General features: G+C 62.2%; 14 protein-coding genes and 1 tRNA gene. 8 read left to right on the top strand and 7 right to left on the bottom strand.

The genetic code is table 11. From position 1 onward, the window contains the following. Positions 1-163: 163 nt before the first annotated feature. From thrB to argS, 5 genes are read right to left on the bottom strand one after another with little or no spacing between them, the layout of a single operon-like run. The gene (gene thrB / locus MTX36_RS25040) at positions 164-1,108 is read right to left on the bottom strand and encodes a homoserine kinase (protein WP_243622334.1); all 945 of its coding nucleotides are present in this window, start codon (positions 1,106-1,108) and stop codon (positions 164-166) included. Positions 1,109-1,152: 44 nt separating this feature from the next. Further along, on the bottom strand, positions 1,153-2,235 hold the full coding sequence (gene thrC / locus MTX36_RS25035) for a threonine synthase (protein ID WP_169633865.1): 1,083 nt from the start codon (positions 2,233-2,235) through the stop codon (positions 1,153-1,155). Further along, positions 2,232-3,545 (bottom strand): homoserine dehydrogenase, encoded by a 1,314-nt coding sequence (locus tag MTX36_RS25030; RefSeq protein ID WP_243622333.1) that lies wholly within the window; start codon positions 3,543-3,545, stop codon positions 2,232-2,234. Before MTX36_RS25030 ends, thrC begins: the two co-directional genes overlap by 4 nt. Further along, on the bottom strand, positions 3,542-4,963 hold the full coding sequence (gene lysA / locus MTX36_RS25025) for a diaminopimelate decarboxylase (RefSeq protein ID WP_243622332.1): 1,422 nt from the start codon (positions 4,961-4,963) through the stop codon (positions 3,542-3,544). Before lysA ends, MTX36_RS25030 begins: the two co-directional genes overlap by 4 nt. Beyond that, positions 4,960-6,612 (bottom strand): arginine--tRNA ligase, encoded by a 1,653-nt coding sequence (argS, locus tag MTX36_RS25020; protein ID WP_243622331.1) that lies wholly within the window; start codon positions 6,610-6,612, stop codon positions 4,960-4,962. The genes lysA and argS overlap by 4 nt, the downstream gene beginning before the upstream one ends. Before the next feature lie 217 nt (positions 6,613-6,829). Between argS and MTX36_RS25015 the strand changes: the two genes are divergently transcribed. Beyond that, entirely contained in the window at positions 6,830-7,660 is an 831-nt protein-coding gene (locus MTX36_RS25015; RefSeq protein WP_243622330.1) for a DUF3105 domain-containing protein, read from the top strand. Next, positions 7,653-8,372 carry a DUF305 domain-containing protein gene (locus MTX36_RS25010; protein ID WP_243622329.1) on the top strand — a complete coding sequence of 240 codons (720 nt, stop codon included), beginning with the start codon at positions 7,653-7,655 and terminating at the stop codon, positions 8,370-8,372. Before MTX36_RS25015 ends, MTX36_RS25010 begins: the two co-directional genes overlap by 8 nt. A gap of 43 nt (positions 8,373-8,415) precedes the next feature. Here the strand turns inward: MTX36_RS25010 and MTX36_RS25005 are convergent, their stop codons facing one another. After that, positions 8,416-10,785 carry a phosphoketolase gene (locus MTX36_RS25005; RefSeq protein ID WP_243622328.1) on the bottom strand — a complete coding sequence of 790 codons (2,370 nt, stop codon included), beginning with the start codon at positions 10,783-10,785 and terminating at the stop codon, positions 8,416-8,418. 184 nt (positions 10,786-10,969) lie between these two features. Here MTX36_RS25005 and MTX36_RS25000 point away from each other — a divergent pair. The 4 genes from MTX36_RS25000 to MTX36_RS24985 all read left to right on the top strand — a co-directional run bounded on the left by MTX36_RS25000 (position 10,970) and on the right by MTX36_RS24985 (position 15,362). Continuing rightward, positions 10,970-11,045: transfer RNA gene (locus MTX36_RS25000), tRNA-Arg, on the top strand. A gap of 78 nt (positions 11,046-11,123) precedes the next feature. Further along, positions 11,124-12,050, top strand: coding sequence for a LysR substrate-binding domain-containing protein (locus MTX36_RS24995; protein WP_243622327.1), 927 nt, complete (start codon positions 11,124-11,126; stop codon positions 12,048-12,050). 127 nt (positions 12,051-12,177) lie between these two features. Next, positions 12,178-13,491 (top strand): MFS transporter, encoded by a 1,314-nt coding sequence (locus MTX36_RS24990; RefSeq protein ID WP_243622326.1) that lies wholly within the window; start codon positions 12,178-12,180, stop codon positions 13,489-13,491. A 2-nt stretch (positions 13,492-13,493) separates the two neighbouring features. Beyond that, positions 13,494-15,362 (top strand): FAD-dependent monooxygenase, encoded by a 1,869-nt coding sequence (locus MTX36_RS24985; RefSeq protein ID WP_243622325.1) that lies wholly within the window; start codon positions 13,494-13,496, stop codon positions 15,360-15,362. 66 nt (positions 15,363-15,428) lie between these two features. Here MTX36_RS24985 and MTX36_RS24980 read toward each other — a convergent pair whose 3' ends face one another. Next, positions 15,429-16,907 carry an MFS transporter gene (locus tag MTX36_RS24980; protein WP_243622324.1) on the bottom strand — a complete coding sequence of 493 codons (1,479 nt, stop codon included), beginning with the start codon at positions 16,905-16,907 and terminating at the stop codon, positions 15,429-15,431. A gap of 85 nt (positions 16,908-16,992) precedes the next feature. Here MTX36_RS24980 and MTX36_RS24975 point away from each other — a divergent pair, with 85 nt between their 5' ends. Together MTX36_RS24975 and MTX36_RS24970 are read left to right on the top strand one after the other, a co-directional pair. After that, positions 16,993-17,370 carry a MarR family winged helix-turn-helix transcriptional regulator gene (locus tag MTX36_RS24975; protein WP_243622323.1) on the top strand — a complete coding sequence of 126 codons (378 nt, stop codon included), beginning with the start codon at positions 16,993-16,995 and terminating at the stop codon, positions 17,368-17,370. Positions 17,371-17,600: 230 nt separating this feature from the next. Further along, positions 17,601-18,752: a N(5)-(carboxyethyl)ornithine synthase gene (locus tag MTX36_RS24970; RefSeq protein ID WP_243622322.1), complete on the top strand. Its 1,152-nt coding sequence runs from the start codon at positions 17,601-17,603 to the stop codon at positions 18,750-18,752. The last annotated feature ends 8 nt before the right edge of the window (positions 18,753-18,760 follow it).

Genomic DNA, 18,760 nt, shown 5'->3' with positions numbered 1-18,760 from the left:
CCTGGTGATGCACCGGCGACAGACGCGCACGATGTACGGACATTGCCAGGATAGCGCCCATACCCGAGTCCGGCAAGAATATCGGAAACTCGCGTGTGTCAATTCACTACCGGGCACTATCCCGAACTTCTACACCCGACTACAGAAAACACCGAGACGTGGATCAGACTAGCGTCGTCTGAACCTCGACGCCTGCCGCAATACCGAGTTCGAGCACCCGAAGCCCGTCGGCACGCGCCGCTTCGGCGAGATCTGCCGGGAACGGACTCGTGCTCAGAGCCAACACAGTGGGGCCGGCGCCGCTGACGGTGGCCGCGATTCCCGCGCCACGCAGGATCCCGATCCACCTGGTTGTCAACGGAAGAGCGGGAGCGCGCTGAGTTTGATGCAAGCGATCCTCGGTGGCAGCCATCAGCAGGTCGGGCCGCGTCGTCAGAGCGACGACCGCCAGTGCACTTCGGCTCGCGTTGAACGACGCATCCTGGTGCGGAACCATCGCCGGGAGGAGTCCGCGGGTGTGCGCCGTCGAGGATCGCTCCTCGGGAACCAATGCCACTGCACGGATATCGGGGTGAACATCAAGTTTGGCGGCCGAGTAAACCGGCTCGTCACCCTCGACTGACGACGGGCAGCTCCACGAAACCACTGCTCCGCCCAGGACACTCGCCGATGCATTGTCGGGGTGCCCTTCGAACTCGGAGGAAAGTTGCACCAACTGCTCGTCCGTGAGACCGAGCTCCTCGTCGAGTGCGCGAGCCAAGCCGTTCGCGGCGGCCAAGCCACCGACCGCTGCAGAAGCAGATGAACCCAAACCACGTGAATGCGGGATCGCATTGCGGCACAAAACATCCAAGCCGCTAGCCCAAACACCGGCAGCTTCGAGTCCGCGCTCGATGGCTCGAACAACCAGATGCGAAGGACCCCAAGGCACATCCGCTGCGCCTTCACCTTCGACACGAATGCTCAGGCCGGAATCCGTTGTGGTTACCACGATCTCGTCGTACAACCCCAGCGCCAAGCCGAGGGTGTCGAACCCCGGCCCCAAGTTTGCACTCGAGGCCGGGACACGAGCGGTCACCGAGATTCCGACTGGCAGCGTTCTCGTCATATCAGAGGAAGGGTTCCGTGGAGCAGTCGACGAATCCGCGGACACTATGCAAGCTCGAGGGCAGCCGCAACGGCAACGGGATCAACGCCGATAGGCTCGACGTTCGGCATGCCCTTCAGAGCTGTATCGGGGTCCTTGAGGCCGTTACCGGTCACGGTGCACACAACAGTCAGTCCGGGCTCGAGCCATCCTTCAGCGCGGGCTGCCAGGAGCCCGGCAACGCTGGCTGCGGACGCCGGCTCCACGAAGACACCTTCGGTAGCGGCAATCAGGCGGTACGCCGCGAGGATTTCCTCGTCGGTCGCGGAACGGAACGCTCCACCCGACTGCTCCTTGGCCGCGACAGCGCCGTCCCAGGATGCGGGCGAGCCGATGCGGATAGCGGTGGCGATGGTTTCCGGGTCCTTGACGGGGTGGCCGAGGACCAGCGGAGCAGCGCCGGCTGCCTGAACACCGAGCATGCGGGGCTTGACCGAGGTCAGACCGTCTGCGTAGTACTCGGAGTAACCGCGCCAGTAGGCGGTGATGTTTCCGGCGTTGCCGACGGGAAGAGCATGGACGTCGGGAGCTTTACCGAGAACGTCCATGATCTCGAATGCTGCAGTCTTCTGACCTTCGATGCGCACCGGGTTGACCGAGTTGACCAGTCCGATGGTCGGGAACTCGGCGGTGGTCTTGCGTGCCAACTCGAGGCAGTCGTCGAAGTTGCCCTGAACCTGAATGATCTTGGCGCCGTGCATGACTGCCTGAGCAAGCTTGCCCATGGCAATCTTGCCCTGCGGAATCAGGACGGCACAGGTCATCCCGGCCTTGGATGCGTATGCCGCAGCCGATGCCGAGGTGTTGCCGGTGGATGCGCACAGCACGGCGCGCTGTCCACGAGCGTAGGCATCCGTGACGGCCATCGTCATGCCACGGTCCTTGAACGAACCGGTGGGGTTGAGGCCCTCGACCTTGAGGTAGACGTCGCAACCGGTGATTTCGGAGAGATGCCCGGCAGGCAGGAGCGGCGTGCCACCCTCACGCAGGGTGATGGTCTTCCAGTTGTCGCCGATCGGCAGACGATCCCGGTATGCCTCGATGAGTCCCGGCCAAGCCTTGTGGACGGGGTTGACGATGCCGGTCATTGTTCAGTGCCTTCCAGTCGCAGCACGCTGGTCACAGCGGTGACGAATTCGAGTTCGTTGAGGGCCGCCACGGTGTCGGAGAGAGCCGCGTCGGTTGCTACATGAGTGACGACCACCAGGCGGGCGCCGACGCCGGCACCTTCCTGACGGACCACGGAAATACTGACGCCGTGCTTGGTGAACTCAGCGGCGACTGCAGACAGCACGCCTACCTTGTCCGCAACTTCCATGTTCACGTAGTAGCGCGTGAGAATGTCGCCCATCGGGGCAATCTTGAGCTTCGCGTACTTGGACTCGCGGGGACCGCGGCCGCCGTGAACCTTGTTGCGTGCTGCCATGACCAAGTCACCCATGACCGCTGAAGCGGTGGGTGCGCCACCCGCGCCCTGGCCGTAGAACATCAGGCGTCCTGCGTTCTCGGCTTCGACGACGACGGCATTGAATGCGCCGTTGACGGTGGCGAGCGGGTGACTGAGCGGAACCAGCGCGGGGTAGACCCGAGCGGAGATCCGCTCCTTGCCCTTGGGCGTGGTGATGCGTTCGCAGATCGAGAGCAGCTTTATTGTGCAGTCGAGCGCCTTGGCCGACGCGAGGTCTGCCGAAGTGATCGAGGAGATGCCCTCGCGGTACACGTCAGCCGCGGTGACGCGGGTGTGGAAAGCGATGGACGCGAGAATCGCGGCCTTTGCTGCGGCGTCGTAGCCTTCGACATCCGCAGTGGGGTCGGCTTCGGCGTAGCCCAGTCGTCCGGCTTCGGCGAGAGTCTCGTCGTAGTCGGCACCGGTTTCAGCCATCGCGGAGAGGATGAAGTTGGTGGTTCCGTTCACGATTCCGGCGACCTTGGTGACGCGGTCGCCGGCCAGGGACTGCGTCAGCGGGCGAATGACGGGGATCGCGCCCGCGACAGCTGCCTCGAAGTACAGATCCACCGCGTTGGCCTCGGCGGCCTCGGCCAGCTCGCCCGTATGGTCTGCGAGCAACGCCTTGTTGGCGGTGACCACGGACTTCGCGGCGTTGAGCGAGGACAGAACGAGCTTGCGTGGCAGTTCGATACCGCCGATCAACTCGACGACGATGTCGACGTCGTCGCGGGCGACCAACGATTCCGCGTCCGTCGTCTGCAGGTCCTCGGGGATTCCACGGTCGGAACCGATACGACGAACGGCAACTCCCCGCAGTTCCAAGGGAGCCCCGATGCGAGCTTCAAGCTCCTCGGACTGCTCACGGATAATCCGAACTACTTCACTACCGACGTTACCGAGGCCGAGAACGGCCACACCGATAGCGCGATGCGCCGATTCGCTCGTCACTGCGATACCTCCAAGCTAAGCAGATCTTCCACTGTTTCCCTCCGCAGAATCACGCGTGAAACTCCGTCACGCACCGCCACTACGGCTGGGCGGGTGAGCAAGTTGTACCTGCTCGACATCGAATAGCAGTATGCACCGGTCGCTGCTACCGCAAGTAAATCACCGGGTCCGACATCCTCGGGCATCCAGGTGTCCCGAATGACTACGTCACCGGACTCGCAGTGCTTTCCGACGACGCGCGCTACGACAGTATCGGACGTCGAAGTGCGCGAAACCAGCTTGGCTTCGTACTCGGCGCCGTAGAGCGAAGTGCGGATGTTGTCGCTCATACCGCCGTCGACGCTGATATAGCGGCGGGTCAGGGCGTTACCGACGGTGACGTCCTTGATGGTGCCGACTTCGTACAGCGTGACGGTGCCCGGTCCGGCAATGGCGCGGCCGGGTTCGACGGCCAGCGTCGGCTCAGGCAGGCCGGCCAACGCGGATTCGTTGCGCACGATGTGGCCGAGTTTGTTTGCAAGTTCGTCGACGGGTGGCGGGTCGTCGGACGGAACGTAGGAGATTCCCATGCCGCCGCCGAGGTCGATGATCGAAATCTGCTTGGTCTTGTCGACGCCGAACTCTGCGACGACGTCGCGAAGCAATCCAATTACACGGTGGGCTGCTACCTCGAAGCCGTCGACGTCGAAGATCTGCGAACCGATGTGGCTGTGCAGTCCGACGAGACGCAGGTTTTCAGCTGCGAAGACGCGACGGACGGCGTCGATTGCCGCTCCCCCGGCCAACGAGAATCCGAACTTCTGATCCTCGTGGGCGGTGGAAATGAATTCGTGGGTGTGCGCTTCGACGCCGACAGTAAGTCGGATCAAAACATCCTGAACGACGCCCGCTTCACCGGCGACGCGGTTCAGTCGTTCGATCTCGATAGCCGAGTCGAGTACTACGTGTCCGACACCGGCGGCAACACCGGCGGCCAGTTCGGCGATGGATTTGTTGTTGCCGTGCATGGCAATTCGCTCGGCTGGGAAGTCGGCATGCAGCGCGATTGCGAGTTCCCCGCCGGAGCAGACGTCGAGGGAAAGTCCCTCGTCGGCAACCCAGCGTGCGATCTCACCGCACAGGAACGCCTTGGAGGCGTAGTGCACCTTGGCATCCGGGCCGAAGGCGCTGGCCATGTCGCGGCAGCGCGAGCGGAAGTCGTCCTCGTCGATGACAAAAAGCGGGGTGCCGTACTTTTCGGCAAGTTCGCTGACCTTGACGCCGGCGAGAGTCACTTCGCCGTCGTCGCCGCGGCGTGCGTTGCGCGGCCACACCTGTGGGTCGAGTTCGCCGAAGGCTTCGGGGCTGACGGGACGGTCGGGCAGACCGGCAGTGTGCAACTGCTCGGCGTGCTTGGGTCCGGCGGGGTGTGCGTTCACATCTGCTCCGGTGCGGTAACCCCGAGCAGTTCGAGGCCATTGGCCAGGACCTGACGGGTGGCGGCGCAGAGTGCCAGGCGTGCGCGATGCACGTCGGTTGCGTCTTCGTCGCCTTGCGGAAGGATGCGGCACGCGCCGTAGAAGCGGTGGTACGCACCCGCGAGTTCTTCGAGGTAACGGGCGATCCGGTGAGGCTCACGCAGATTGGCGGCACTGGAGACGACGCGCGGGTATTCGCCGATCGTGCGGATCAGGTCGCCTTCCTGCTCGGCCGTGAGCAGCGCGAGATGGCTCGCGTCGGCGGACAGACCGAGGTCGGCAGCGTTGCGGGCGATCGCGGAAAGGCGTGCGTGCGCGTACTGGACGTAGTAGACCGGGTTTTCGCTGCTGGTCTTGGTCCACAGATCAAGGTCGATGTCGATGCTGGAGTCGACCGACGAGCGGATCATGACGTAGCGGGAAGCGTCGACACCGATTGCCTCGACCAGGTCGTCGAGAGTGATGACGGTCCCGGCGCGCTTGCTCATCTTGACAGCGACGCCGTCCTTGACGAGATTCACCATCTGGCCGATGAGCACCTCGACGGTGTCCGGGTCGTCGCCGAAGGCAGCGGCAGCGGCCTTGAGCCGACCGATGTATCCGTGGTGATCGGCACCGAGCATGTAGATGCAGAGGTCGAAGCCGCGAGCGCGCTTGTCCTGGAAGTAAGCGATGTCACCGGCGATGTAGGCGGCGTTGCCGTCACTCTTGATGACGACGCGGTCCTTGTCGTCGCCGTAGTCGGTGCTCTTGAGCCACCAGGCACCGTCCTCGTTGAAGAGGTTGCCGGAACTCTTGAGCGATTCGACGGCCTTCTCGACTGCGCCCGATTCGAAGAGCGAGTTCTCGTGGAAGTAGACGTCGAAGTCGACGCCGAAATCGTGGAGGGTCTGACGGATGTGGGTGAACATCAAGTCGACGCCGATGGAACGGAACGTTTCCTGCTGCTCGTCGGCGGGCAGGTCCAGGACATCGGGGCGCTGAGCGAGGACGGTTGCAGCGATGTCCGCGATGTAAGCGCCGGCGTAACCGTCTGCGGGGGCCGGCTCGCCCTTTGCTGCGGCGATCAACGAACGCGAGAAGCGGTCGATCTGAGCACCGTGATCGTTGAAGTAGTACTCGCGGGTGACCAGACCGCCCTGTGCGGACAGGATGCGCCCGAGCGCGTCTCCGACTGCAGCCCAACGGGTTCCACCAAGGTGGATGGGTCCGGTCGGGTTGGCCGAGACGAATTCGAGGTTGATCTTCGTACCGGCAAGCGAGTTACCACTGCCGTACGACGGACCGGCTTCGAGAACTCCGACGATGACCGCGCCCTGGGCGTCGGCAGCGAGGCGGATGTTGAGGAAGCCCGGGCCGGCAATTTCGGCGGAATCGATGCCGTCGGCAGCCGTGAGTGCCTCGGCGAGCCAGCCGGCCAATTCGCGCGGATTGGCGCCGACCTTCTTGGCTACCTGCATCGCAACATTGGTGGCGTAATCGCCATGCTCAGGGTTGCGGGGACGCTCGACAGTCAAGGTTTGTGGGAGCACCGAGACGTCGAGGCCGCGTTCGGCAAGGACGCTCGCAGCGGTTCCGCGGAGCAGTTCGGCAAGGTCAGCTGGAGTCACAGGTATCCATCCTATTGCCTGCGCACTCGAGGTGGAGAGCCGCCTCACGCGCGGCTGCCTGAGAGTAGGCTGACGACCGATTTGGGCGTGTCGCACGCCACTCTCCCAGATTGCCCTCAGACTCGGAAAGTACAGTGGTAATGCCCGAGCTACCGCCGAGTACATCCGGCGGGAGGGCATGCTGCACATTTGCCCACACACCGAAAGAGCCCAATCGATGCCAAGCGGTTCCGATAGTCACGGTCCCAAGAACAATTCCGGGGCCAAATCAGCCAAAGCCATCAAGGCTGCCAAACGAGGCGGAAGCCCGGCCAAGAAGGGCAAGGGCGGCGTTCCCGCGCCTCGTCAGGTTCCGTGGCTGTCGATCGGTGCCGGTGTGGCCGTTGTCGGGCTGATTGCCGTACTCGGCATCAACCTGTGGCCGAAGGTCGAAGACAAGCAAGCCCTCGAGCCGTACAAGTACAGCTCCGAGAACAAGGATCCGTCCGACAACATCGATGGTGTTCTCAAGATCGAGTACCCGGCCGGCCAGCACGTCGATGCCACACAGCGCGTCGCCTACGACCAGAGTCCGCCGTTCGGTGGCCCGCACGACGCCACCTGGGCAAACTGCACGGGCACCGTCTACGCGTCGGCGATCCGTACCGAAAACGCTGTTCACTCGCTCGAGCACGGTGCGGTCTGGATCTCCTACAACCCGGAAAGCGTCGACCAGAGCCAGATCGACAGCCTCGCCGAGCGAGTCGAGAACAGCAAGGGCTACATGCTGATGTCGCCGTACCCCGGCCAGAGCAGCCCCATTTCGCTGCAGTCCTGGGGTCACCGCCTCGAAATCGACAATGCTGACGACAAGCGCATCGACCAGTTCATCACCGCGCTGAAGTTGAACCCGAATACTTACCCCGAGGTCGGTGCCAGCTGCACGAACCCGCTGTTCACCGCGGAAACGTCGCCGTTCGACCCCACCCCTCCGGGCCCCGACGCGGTTCCGATGGACGGCACCGGCACCACACCCGCCACCGACGAGCAGGTTCCCGCAGGTGGATAGTCAGCCTGACACCGACCGCCCGTCGAAGCCGAGTCAGCGCACCGCGCTACTGATCATCGGTCTCATCGGCGCCATCGCCATCGGATTCGCTCTGGGCGCGTTCACCAACCTGTTAGGTCCCGACGCGAAGTCGTCACTCACCGTTCCGGCATCGGACTCGGTGGATGTCGGCTTTGCTCAGGACATGCTCGTCCATCACGGCCAGGCCGTCGAAATGGCGTCCACCGCGTTGACGAAGTCCACTGACAACGAAGTGCGCACGGTGGCGTACGACATCTTGACCACCCAGCAGAATCAGATCGGTCAGATGCAGGCGTGGTTGACGATGTGGGACGAACCGATTTCCACAGTCGGCCCCTACATGGAGTGGATGACCTCCGATTCGTCCTCCGGACACGATTCGCACGGAGCGTCTACGACGATGACGATGGATCATTCCGGTCCCGCGACCACGATGCCCGGCATGGCGTCGGCTGCGGATCTGGCGGCGTTGAATGCCGCATCCGGCCCCGAGTTGGACACAATCTTTCTCCAGTTGATGTTGCGTCATCACCAAGGCGGGCTTCCGATGATGGAGTACGCCGCAGACAACGCCACCACTGATCCGGTGAAGGCCTTGTCCACGACGATGGTGAATACACAGGAAAGCGAATCCACTTTGCTGACCAGCATGCTGGCTGCTCGCGGAGCCGCTCCCCTGCCGATGAACTAACCGGCAACAATTCGAATCGAACTGGGCCTGGCCCTGACTGTTGTCAGGACCAGGTCCAGTTTTCTATCTCCGGCATGTCCTCGAGATGCTCCACGATGTAGCGCGAATGCTTGTCCAGTTGAGCCCGGCAAAACTCGACCAACTCCGACGCCCCGGCGGTCCGACGCTTGGATCGTCGCACCGCCTCGATGACCAAGTGGTAGCGGCTCATCTTGTTGAGGACCACCATGTCGAACGGAGTTGTCGTGGTTCCCTGTTCACTGAATCCGCGGACGTGGAACCGCTCCGGAGAAGGCCGTCCGTGGAGGAGTTGATGGACTGCCCGGGCGTAACCGTGGAAGGCGAACACCACATCCGTCTCGGCGGTGAACAAGTCCCGGAACGGCTGCTCACCGAATCCGTGCGGATGTTCGTTCGGCGTCAGCAGACCCATGAGATCCACAACGTTGACAACCCGCACCGACAGGTCCGGCGTTCCGTCACGAAGTAGCTGTGCGGCGGCCAGAATCTCTTGAGTCGGAACGTCTCCCGCTGCTGCCAGCACCACATCGGGTTTCTGCCCGGCAACTTCCGTTCCGGCCCAATCCCAGACCGAGGCGCCCGCGGCACAATGCGCGTGCGCCTGCTCGAGCGTCAGGTACTGCAGGTGCGGTTGTTTGTCGACGACGATCACATTCACGTGGTCCGTGCTGCGCAGAGCGTGATCCGAAATCGAGAGCAGCGTGTTGGAGTCCGGCGGCAGCCATACCCTGATCACGCTGGGTGCCAACGGAATCACGGCATCGATCATTCCCGGTCCTTGATGACTGAAACCATTGTGATCGTTGCGCCAGCACGTACTGGTGAGCAGCACGTTGAGCGAGGCCACCGGCGCGCGCCACGGCAGGTCGACGGCATGCTGGAGCCACTTGGCGTGCTGGATCAGCATCGAGACACTCACCATCGCGAAGGCCTCGTAACTGGCGAACATTCCGTGCCGCCCGGACAGCAGATATCCCTCGAGCCAGCCCTCACAGAGATGCTCACTGAGTATCTCCATGACCCGGCCGTCAGTGGAGAGTCCGTCGTCGTACTCGGTGATCGGCAACTGCCAGCACCGTTCGGTTGTCTCGAATACTGCACCGAGTCTGTTGCTCGCAGTTTCGTCCGGACAGAACAACCGGAAGATTCCGCCGCCGTCGTCGGTTTCGGTGGCGGTGTAGATGTCCCGCAATAGTTCGCCGAGCACCCTGGTGGTCTCGTAGAACGTCGAACCCGGCGATTCGATGGGTAGCGCGTACTTCTCGAGTGCCGGCATCGGCAGTTCGACGCGTAGTCGTCCGCCGTTGGCGTAGGGCGTGCTGCCCATCCGCTTGTCTCCGACCGGCGCCAGCGCGGCAAGTTCGGGAATCAATGATCCGTTCTCGGCGAACAATTCTTCGGGACGGTACGAGCGCATCCAGTCCTCGAGTTGCCGCAGATGATCCTTATCGGTTCGCACTCCGGACAACGGCACTTGGTGCGCCCAGTGGGTGCCCTCCACCAGCTTCCCGTCGACGGTGTGCGGGCCGGTCCACCCTTTGGGAGTGCGCAAGACGATTGCCGGCCAAGCGCGGTTCCACTCTTCGCCGGCGCGTGCCGACAGCTGCATCTCACGAATCTTGTCGTGTGCCTTGGTTATCGCGTCGTACAGGTCAGGGAAGACCTTCGTCGGGTCGTCGCCGGACACGACGACGGGATCCCACCCCTGGCCACCCAGATATGCCTTGATATCTTCGTCGCTACTGCGTCCGTACACCGTCGGCCCGGCGATCTTGGCACCGTTCACGTGCAGGATGGGCAGCACCGCACCGTCACGTCGGGGATTGAGAAATGCCGGAAGCTTCCACGATCCCGACAGCGGACCGGTCTCGGCTTCACCGTCACCGATGACGCAGGCCACCAGTAGGTCCGGGTGGTCGAATGCCGCACCGGCAGCATGCGCCAGCGCGTACCCCAACTCGCCGCCCTCGTGGATACTGCCCGGCGTCTGCACACTGACGTGGCTGGGCACTCCGCCCGGCGCCGAGAATCGTCGGCACATGCGGTGGATACCGTCGGCGTCGGCGGACACTTCGGGATAGATCTCCGAGTACGTCCCTTCGAGGTACGTCGACGCTATCAATGCGGGACCACCGTGACCGGGCCCCGTCACGTACAACCAGTCCGAGTTCGTGGTGGCGATATGTCGGTTGAGCAACGCATAGATCATTGACAGGCCGGGACTGGTTCCCCAGTGGCCGAGCAGTCGCGGCTTGATGTGCTTTGCCTGCAATGATTCTCGCAGCAAGGTGTTGTCTTGGAGATAGATCTGCGCGACGGTCAGATAGTTCGCGGCCGCCCACCATCGCAGGTCGAGCGCTAGTTGATCTTCGGAATACTGGCGATCGGTCATCGACGACTCCCGTTGCTCACAATGGTGATCGAGCAGTCTGCCCGAATCTGTGCACGTCGCCGAGCCTAGGCGAAATATTGCCCGGATCGATGTATCTATCCTGGTTCTGCGACCCGGTTTGGTCTTGCACGGGTGTGATGCGCTACGCTAACCCAGCCCAATCGGCACACCGAATTTTCGGTGCGCCCCCGTAGCTCAGGGGATAGAGCGTTCGCCTCCGGAGCGAAAGGTCGCAGGTTCGAATCCTGCCGGGGGCACCACGACAGCGCAGGTCAGAGCACTAGCTCGACCGGCAGCGCAGTCCCGGTGCCACACAATGACGACTAACGTCTACTGTCATGCCGCGAGTTGACCCCGCCCCCACGTACACCATGCGTCAGCTTGCTGCGTTTGTCGCGGTAGCCGAGACCGGAACCATCAGCGCTGCCGCCGAGCGCATGCACCTGTCCCCCTCGGCGATGTCTGCTTCCATCACGGAACTCGAACGCGCACTCAAGGTTCAACTCTGCGTCCGCCGCCGGTCTTTCGGTGTACAACTCACGCCCACAGGGGATTTCGTCCTCCTACGAGCTCGAGCATTGCTGAAACAAGCCGGTGAGCTCGAGTCCGATGCCCTCGGAACCGGCGGAACAATTTCAGGACCCATCGCAATCGGCTGCTACCCGGCTTTGGGGCCGACAGTTCTGCCCGCGATGATCGCCGGGTTCACTCATGAATATCCCGCCACCGCGGTGGAATTCCGCGAAGACACCCAGAACCGACTGCAGATGCAGTTGGAAAACGGTGAACTGGATCTGGCGATCGTCTACGACCTGGATCTATCTCCGGAACTGCGCATGCTTCCGTTGTCGACCCGCGAACCCTTGATCGTCTTGGGGCCCGAGCACCCCCTCGCAGCATCCGATCGACAAATTCACCTACCGGACCTCGCAGAGTTCCCGATGGTCCTACTCGATGCTCCCCCGAGCACAAAACATGCCCTCGACGTCTGCCGTGCCGGTGGTTTCGTCCCGGATGTGGCCTACCGAACTGCGAACTTCGAGACGGCGCGGGCGTTTGTCGGGCGGGGACTCGGATGGACGCTGCTACTGCAGCGCCCCAGCCTCGACGTCACCTACGAGGGCCTCGAGGTGGTCGTCAAGACAATCGGATCCCCGGCGGTCCCGTCGGTGAAGGTCGTACTCGCGTGGCATCAGGACGCACGACTGAGCCGCGTCGCTCGCGCATTTATAGAATTCGTTTCACAATCCGGGAGAACGAGCTAACCCTCCCAACAGGCATTTTGTCTCTAATGCGGAATTTCCGTGCAAGAACCCCCAATTCTTCCGCTTTTCAAGTGTTGTGGTCCACGTCATTGTTTCTTCAAGCCACATTCATCTCGAAAGGCATTTCATGACCTCCATCGCCTCGCCGCCTAGCTCGCGCACCGCCGCCGCGACAGCCAAGGCGCGCAAGGCTGCCCTGGGCAGCTTTGTCGGCACCGCCATCGAGTGGTACGACTTCTTCATCTACGGCACTGCTGCCGCCTTGGTTCTTGGCAAGCAGTTCTTCCCCGGCACATCAGATCTCGCCGGAACCTTGGCAGCGTTCGCGACACTCGCAGTCGGCTTCATCGCGCGCCCCATCGGCGGCATCGTGATGGGTCATTTCGGCGACCGCATCGGACGCAAGTCCATGCTTGTCACCTCCCTCATGTTGATGGGTTGCGCAACCGTCGCTATCGGTCTGCTCCCCAACTACGCCTCGATCGGAGTGTTCGCGCCGATCTTGCTGGTCACGCTTCGCTTCATCCAAGGGCTTGGTGTGGGCGGCGAGTGGGGTGGGGCCGTGCTGGTCGCAACCGAGAACGCACCGGAGGGAAAGAAGGGGCTCTACGGCAGCGCTCCGCAGATCGGTGTTCCTGCCGGCGTTCTGGTCGCAAACCTCGTGTACCTTCCCCTTGCCGCCTTCATGGACGACGCGACGTTCAACTCCTGGGGCTGGCGAATCCCGTTCCTACTCAGCGCAGTTCTGGTCGGCGTCGCCATGTGGATCCGCCTCGGCCTCGAAGAGAGCGAGGAGTTCACGGCGTCCAAGACCGATGCTCCCGCCGACTCGATGCCGATTCTCGAGGTGCTGACGAAACATTGGAAGACCGTGCTGTTGGCCGGTGGAACCTTCATCGCCACCAACGGAATTGCGTACGCGTACATGGTCTACGTCCTCAAGTACGGCGAGAAGGAACTCGGATTCAGCAAGACCACCATGCTGTTCCTGCTCATTGCTTCCTGCCCGTTCTGGATGGCGGGCATGGCATTCAGCGCCCACAAGTCCGACACCCTCGGACGGCGAACCGTCTATATCCGCAGCTCCATCGCGCTCGTAGTCGCTGCGGCGGTGTTCTTCCCGCTCATCGACACCGCTGCCATCCCGGTGATGCTGATCTCGATGATTGCCCTCGGATTCACGCTCGGCTGTTGCGCAGGCCCACAGGCCGCGCTGTTCGCCGAACTGTTTCCCGCCCACATCCGGTACAGCGGTGCGTCCCTCGGCTACCAGATCGGCGCGATCCTCGGCGGCGGCCTCGCACCGATGATCGCCACCGCTCTCTTCGCCGCATTCGACACATCGTTTGCCATCACCGTCTACTTCGTCGTAATTGCAGTGATCAGCCTGGTATCGATTCTGCTGCTCCCCGAACCTTCCGCCGCACAGAAAGCCTCGTGATCATGTCGACTTACTTTCATCCGAAGAAGTACGCTCCCGAGGACTTCAGCTCCCTGCCCCCGTCGGCGGACGCCCTCCCGGTTGTCATCGTCGGCGCGGGCCCCGTGGGCATGGGCGTTGCCCTGGGCCTGGCCGCGCGCGGCATTCCGGTCACGATTCTCGAAGCAGCAGATCAGGTATCGTTCGGTAGCCGCGCGATCTGCGTCTCCCGACACAGCCTCGAAGTTGCCGAGCGCCTCGGGTTTGGTACAGAACTCGAAGACATCGTTTTGCCGTGGGTCGGCGGCCGAAGCTACTACCGCGATCAGGAAGTACTGCACTTCCGTATGGCCAGTGGTGAGCACGACGCCCGTGGCCCCATGGTCAACGTGTCACAGTCCGAGTTCGAGCAGATCATGACCGACAAACTGCTCGCTCATCCACTCGTGGCCTTTCACTGGTCTACTTCGATCGCGGGCATCTCACGCACTGACGACGAGGTGACCCTGACGGTCGACACGGCCTTCGGTACACGCGAACTGCGCGCCGCCTGGGTTGTCGCTGCCGACGGCGGCCGCAGCACGATGCGCGAACTGAGCGGGATCCGCCTGCAGGGCAACAGTTACGAAGGTAACTACGTCATCGCAGATATCCATTGGGAGTCGGAACTTCCCGCCGAGCGACTGGTCTGGTTCGACGCTCCCAGCAATCCTGGCTCGACCATCATCATGCATCGGCAACCTCGTGACATCTGGCGAATCGACTACCAACTCGACGCGTCCGACGACCCCGCGGCCGAGACAGCAGAAGAGCGCATCCGCGATCGCATCACCCGCCACCTCGAGTGGCTCCAGAGCGACATTCCGTGGACCCTGGAATGGTTCGGCTTCTACCGCGCCCACGCGCTGGCACTGGAAGATTTCACCCACGGCCGCGTACTGTTCGCCGGCGATGCAGCACATCTGGTTCCCATCTTCGGAGTTCGCGGACTCAACTCGGGGATGGAAGACGCCGAGACCCTGGCCTGGCAGCTGTCCGCTGTTATCAACGGACAGGCCGATACTGCTCTCCTACAGGCCTATTCGACGGAGCGTCGCAGCGCCTGGCAGCAGAACGTCGACAATGCCGGAAAGTCCACACTCATCATGTCTCCCGGCAGCCACGGATACCGGACCACCCGCGACGCCGTACTCGAACTTGCCACCACCCGAGGCGAATTCGCACATCTGATCAATCCTCGCCAGTCGAGTGCCACCCATGCGCACCTCTCGCCGCTGACGTGGCCCACGGCGTCTGGCACGCCGGGCGTACTTCCCGGCGATCCGCTCGAGGATCGAATCGTCGAAGTCCGAACTACGGATGGACCGTCGAAAACGTCACTGAATCGCCTGCGCGGCTCGGGGTTCGGAGTGCTGGCCTTCGGCCTGTCCGCCGAGCAAGCATCTGAACTCGACAGCCACGCTGTTGACTTTGCTCAGTCGATTGCACCGGAAATGGTGCAAATAATCACCGTGCGCGGAGCTCACGGGACGATCCCTGACACTCGCGGAGATCTTGCCTCGACGCTCGGTGCCGGGGATGGCGAAATCTTCGTGATCCGGCCGGACGGCTTGGTGCTGTGCCGGATCAGCGATCCCGCGCAGTTGATTGACGTTGCCAAACATCTCACCGCCGGAACTGCTCCGACGCAGTTCGACGCGATCGCCTCCGTGACGTCCGAAGTAGTCGGCGACGAGGCGCGCCGAGAGCATGTGTGGTTGTCTCTCGCCGACGCTCTTGACACCGCGGAACCGGCCGACCGCGAAGGCCTGCTGGTACGACTGGCCATGATTCTCGGTTCGCAGTCAAACAGCGAAGATTTCGACAAGGCTCTCCGGTCCGCCACCCGATAGCCATCTCCACCGACGTTCAGCCGCGCAGAATTTCTTCTGCGCGGCTGAACTTTTCGGGCGTCATGATCAGCCGACCGGAGCAGCCTCCTTGACTTGGGACCGCTTTCCACGAATTAACGGCGACACGGTGATCGCCAGGCCGACCAGCGCAACACCGGTGACCAGGATCAGACCGGGATGGAACTGCTCGAATCCTGTTGTGCCTACGCCGGTAGCGGTATGCGAACCTGCAGTCACGAGAGCGGTGGTCAAAGCCAGTACCAGTGCAGCACCTACCTGCGCCGACGTGTTCACCAACCCGGAAGCCAACCCCTGCTCGGAGTCGTCGACGCCGGCTGTTGCCTGCGCCATGATCGAGGTATAGCCCAGCGCGAAGCCGAGGCCGAGCAGGATGACGCTCGGCAGAATCGCCACGACGTACGACGGTGAGTCACTGCCCGCGAAAAGGAACCACAGGTATCCCACACTCAGTGAAGTCAGTGCGGCGATGATGAGTCGCGCGCTCCCGTAGAGATCGACCAACCTTCCGACAAACGGCGAGCCGAAAGCCACGATGATTCCTGCCGGAAGTAGTGCCATCGCCATTTTGAGCGGCGACCACCCGAGCGCCGACTGCAGGAAGATCGACATCATGAACTGGAAGCTCAAATAGGAGCCGAACAACGCAACGATCGCAAGATTCGCTCGGACGATGTTTCCGACGCGCAGAAGGCCAAGTCGCACAAGCGGATGCGCCACTCTCTTTTCGACGATGAAGAAGGCAGCCAAAAGCACCGCCGCAACGGCGAAGGAACCCAGCGTCATCGGATGCGACCAACCGCGGGCGGGCGCAGAGACCATCGTGTAGACGGTGAGCAGCATTCCCGTCACCAATGTGACGGCACCGACCAAGTCGTGTCCCCCGGTAGCCGCGGGACGGTCCCGCGGAATCAGGAAGTATCCGCCGATCAGTGCGATGACAGCAAACGGCACCGGCATCAGGAACGTGAATCTCCAACCCGCACTGGTCAACAGCCCGCCCAGGATCAAACCGGACGAGTAACCGCTGGCCCCGAAAACCGAGAACACGGATAGCGCACGGTTTCGGTCCGGCCCTTCCTTGAACGTCGTAGTGAGAATGGACATTGCGGTAGGAGCGGTGAAGGCTGCGGCCAATCCCTTCACGAATCGTGAAGCGATCAGCAATGTTCCGTCGTCGACCAGACCGCCGACCAGCGATGCGATCGCGAAGACCGCGAGCGCAACGAGGAAGACCTTCCGACGCCCGAGCAGGTCTGCGGTGCGCCCGCCCAGCAGCAACAGCCCGCCGAAGCCGAGTACATATCCGTTGATGATCCACTGAAGCGAGGTAGTGGACAGGCCCAGTTCGTTGCCGATGGACGGTAGAGCCACGCCGACCATCGACACGTCGAGACCGTCGAGGAACAACACGAGACAGAGCACCGCGAGGACGCCCCAGAGCTGGAGTGACCAACCCTCCCCTGTGGCCGGATCTTTGGATTCCGGCGAATCGAATGGTTTCAGTGTCGCGTCTGTGCAAGTCACGTCAGCGAGAATAGATGCATATGCACTTAATGCACAAGCATTTAATGCAATTGCAAGTATTTGGGATATCAACTAGAATGCGGGCGTGACGTCGGAATCGGAACTACGCAATACCTGGCGCTCGCTGTCCACCAGCTACAACGGCATCGCGTGCGAACTCGATCGCCAGATGCAGTCGGCGCACGGCTTGAGCATGAGCGACTTCGAAGCGCTCGATCGCCTCATGGACACCTCATGCGAGCGTCCGCGAATGCAAGATCTGGCGTCGGAAATGTATCTGAGCCCCAGCGCACTCTCCCGCAGCGTCGCCCGCCTGGAAAAAGCCGGCCTCGTCCAACGATCACTGTGCGAAGCCGATCGGCGCGGCGTCTTCATCGACGTCACCGACAAAGGCCGCGACGTCCACGCAGATGCCAGCAAAATTCAACTGGCTGTTCTGAATTCACGCCTGCGCGATCAGTAACCTCGACGCCTCACATGGACAACTACACGCCCGGCCACCTGGCAAACACTGAACGGGACTAGGCTTGAGGCGTACCGGCGCGCTTTCTGATGCCGCCGGTGTTCGACAGCAGCGCACCCAGCACTCAGTTTACGGTCCTGGTCCCGGCATTCTGCCAGCGCTTCTGCATTCTGCAGTTCATTCAGGCTCCGGTCTGACATCTCTACCTGCACCTATCGAGAGATTTACAATTGAACAACGTACGCACCCTTGGAGTCATCGGGCAGTCAAGCAAACCGGCAGAACGCCGGTTGCCGATTCACCCTGCGCATTTCGATCGCATCGACGCTGAACTTCGCTCGCGGATCTACCTCGAAGAGGGCTACGGCCATCGCTTCGGATACTCCGACGACTACCTGTCGCGTCTTGTTGCCGGAATCCGCACGCGGAAACAGATTTTGGCTGAAACCGATATCGTTCTCCTCCCGAAGCCAGTGGTGCGCGACCTCGCCGATCTCCGTTCCGAGCAGGTGCTGTGGGGCTGGCCGCATTGCGTTCAGGACACCGAGTTGACTCAGATCGCGATCGACAAGAAACTGACCCTCATCGCTTTCGAGGCAATGAATCACTGGCACAGCGACGGCTCGTTCAATCTGCATGTCTTCCACAAGAACAACGAACTGGCGGGCTACTGCTCGGTTCTCCACGCACTGCAGTTGATTGGCGCCACCGGAGACTACGGACGGCGCCTCACTGCCGCTGTCATCGGATTCGGGGCCACTGCGCGAGGCGCAGTGACAGCGCTCAAGGCTCACGGAATCCACGAGGTCGACGTATTGACGCAGCGCGGCGTCACAGCCGTCGGCTCCCCCATCCACTCGGCTCGAATGGTGTCCTTCGACAACGAGACCGGTGACGTTCGAGGCAGCCACGTGATGCTCGATAATCACAGCGTGCCGGTCCCCGGATTTCTGGCCGAACACGACATCGTCGTCAACTGCGTACTGCAGAACACGGATTCACCGCTGACGTTCCTGACCGAAGAAGACCTGATGGACTTCCAGCCGGGCAGCTTGATCGTGGATGTGTCCTGCGACGAAGGAATGGGGTTCAGCTGGGCTCGTCCCACTTCGTTCGCGGAACCGACCTTCATCGTCGGCGACAACATCACCTACTACGGCGTCGACCACAGCCCGTCGTACCTGTGGAACTCCTCATCGTGGGAGATCAGCGAATCGCTGCTGCCCTACCTGCCGGGCGTTATGGCCGGGCCGACAGGCTGGAAAGAGGACGAAACCATCGAGAAGGCAATCGAAATCCGGGATGGTGTCATCGTGAACCCGGCCATCACACGATTCCAGCATCGCTCGGAGGACTACCCACACCGCATTGTCGCGGAATAGGTGAGTGA

Source organism: Rhodococcus sp. ARC_M6, from assembly GCF_022810305.1.
Lineage (GTDB): Bacteria > Actinomycetota > Actinomycetes > Mycobacteriales > Mycobacteriaceae > Rhodococcus_F.
This window is presented reverse-complemented; position numbering and strand designations above follow the sequence as displayed.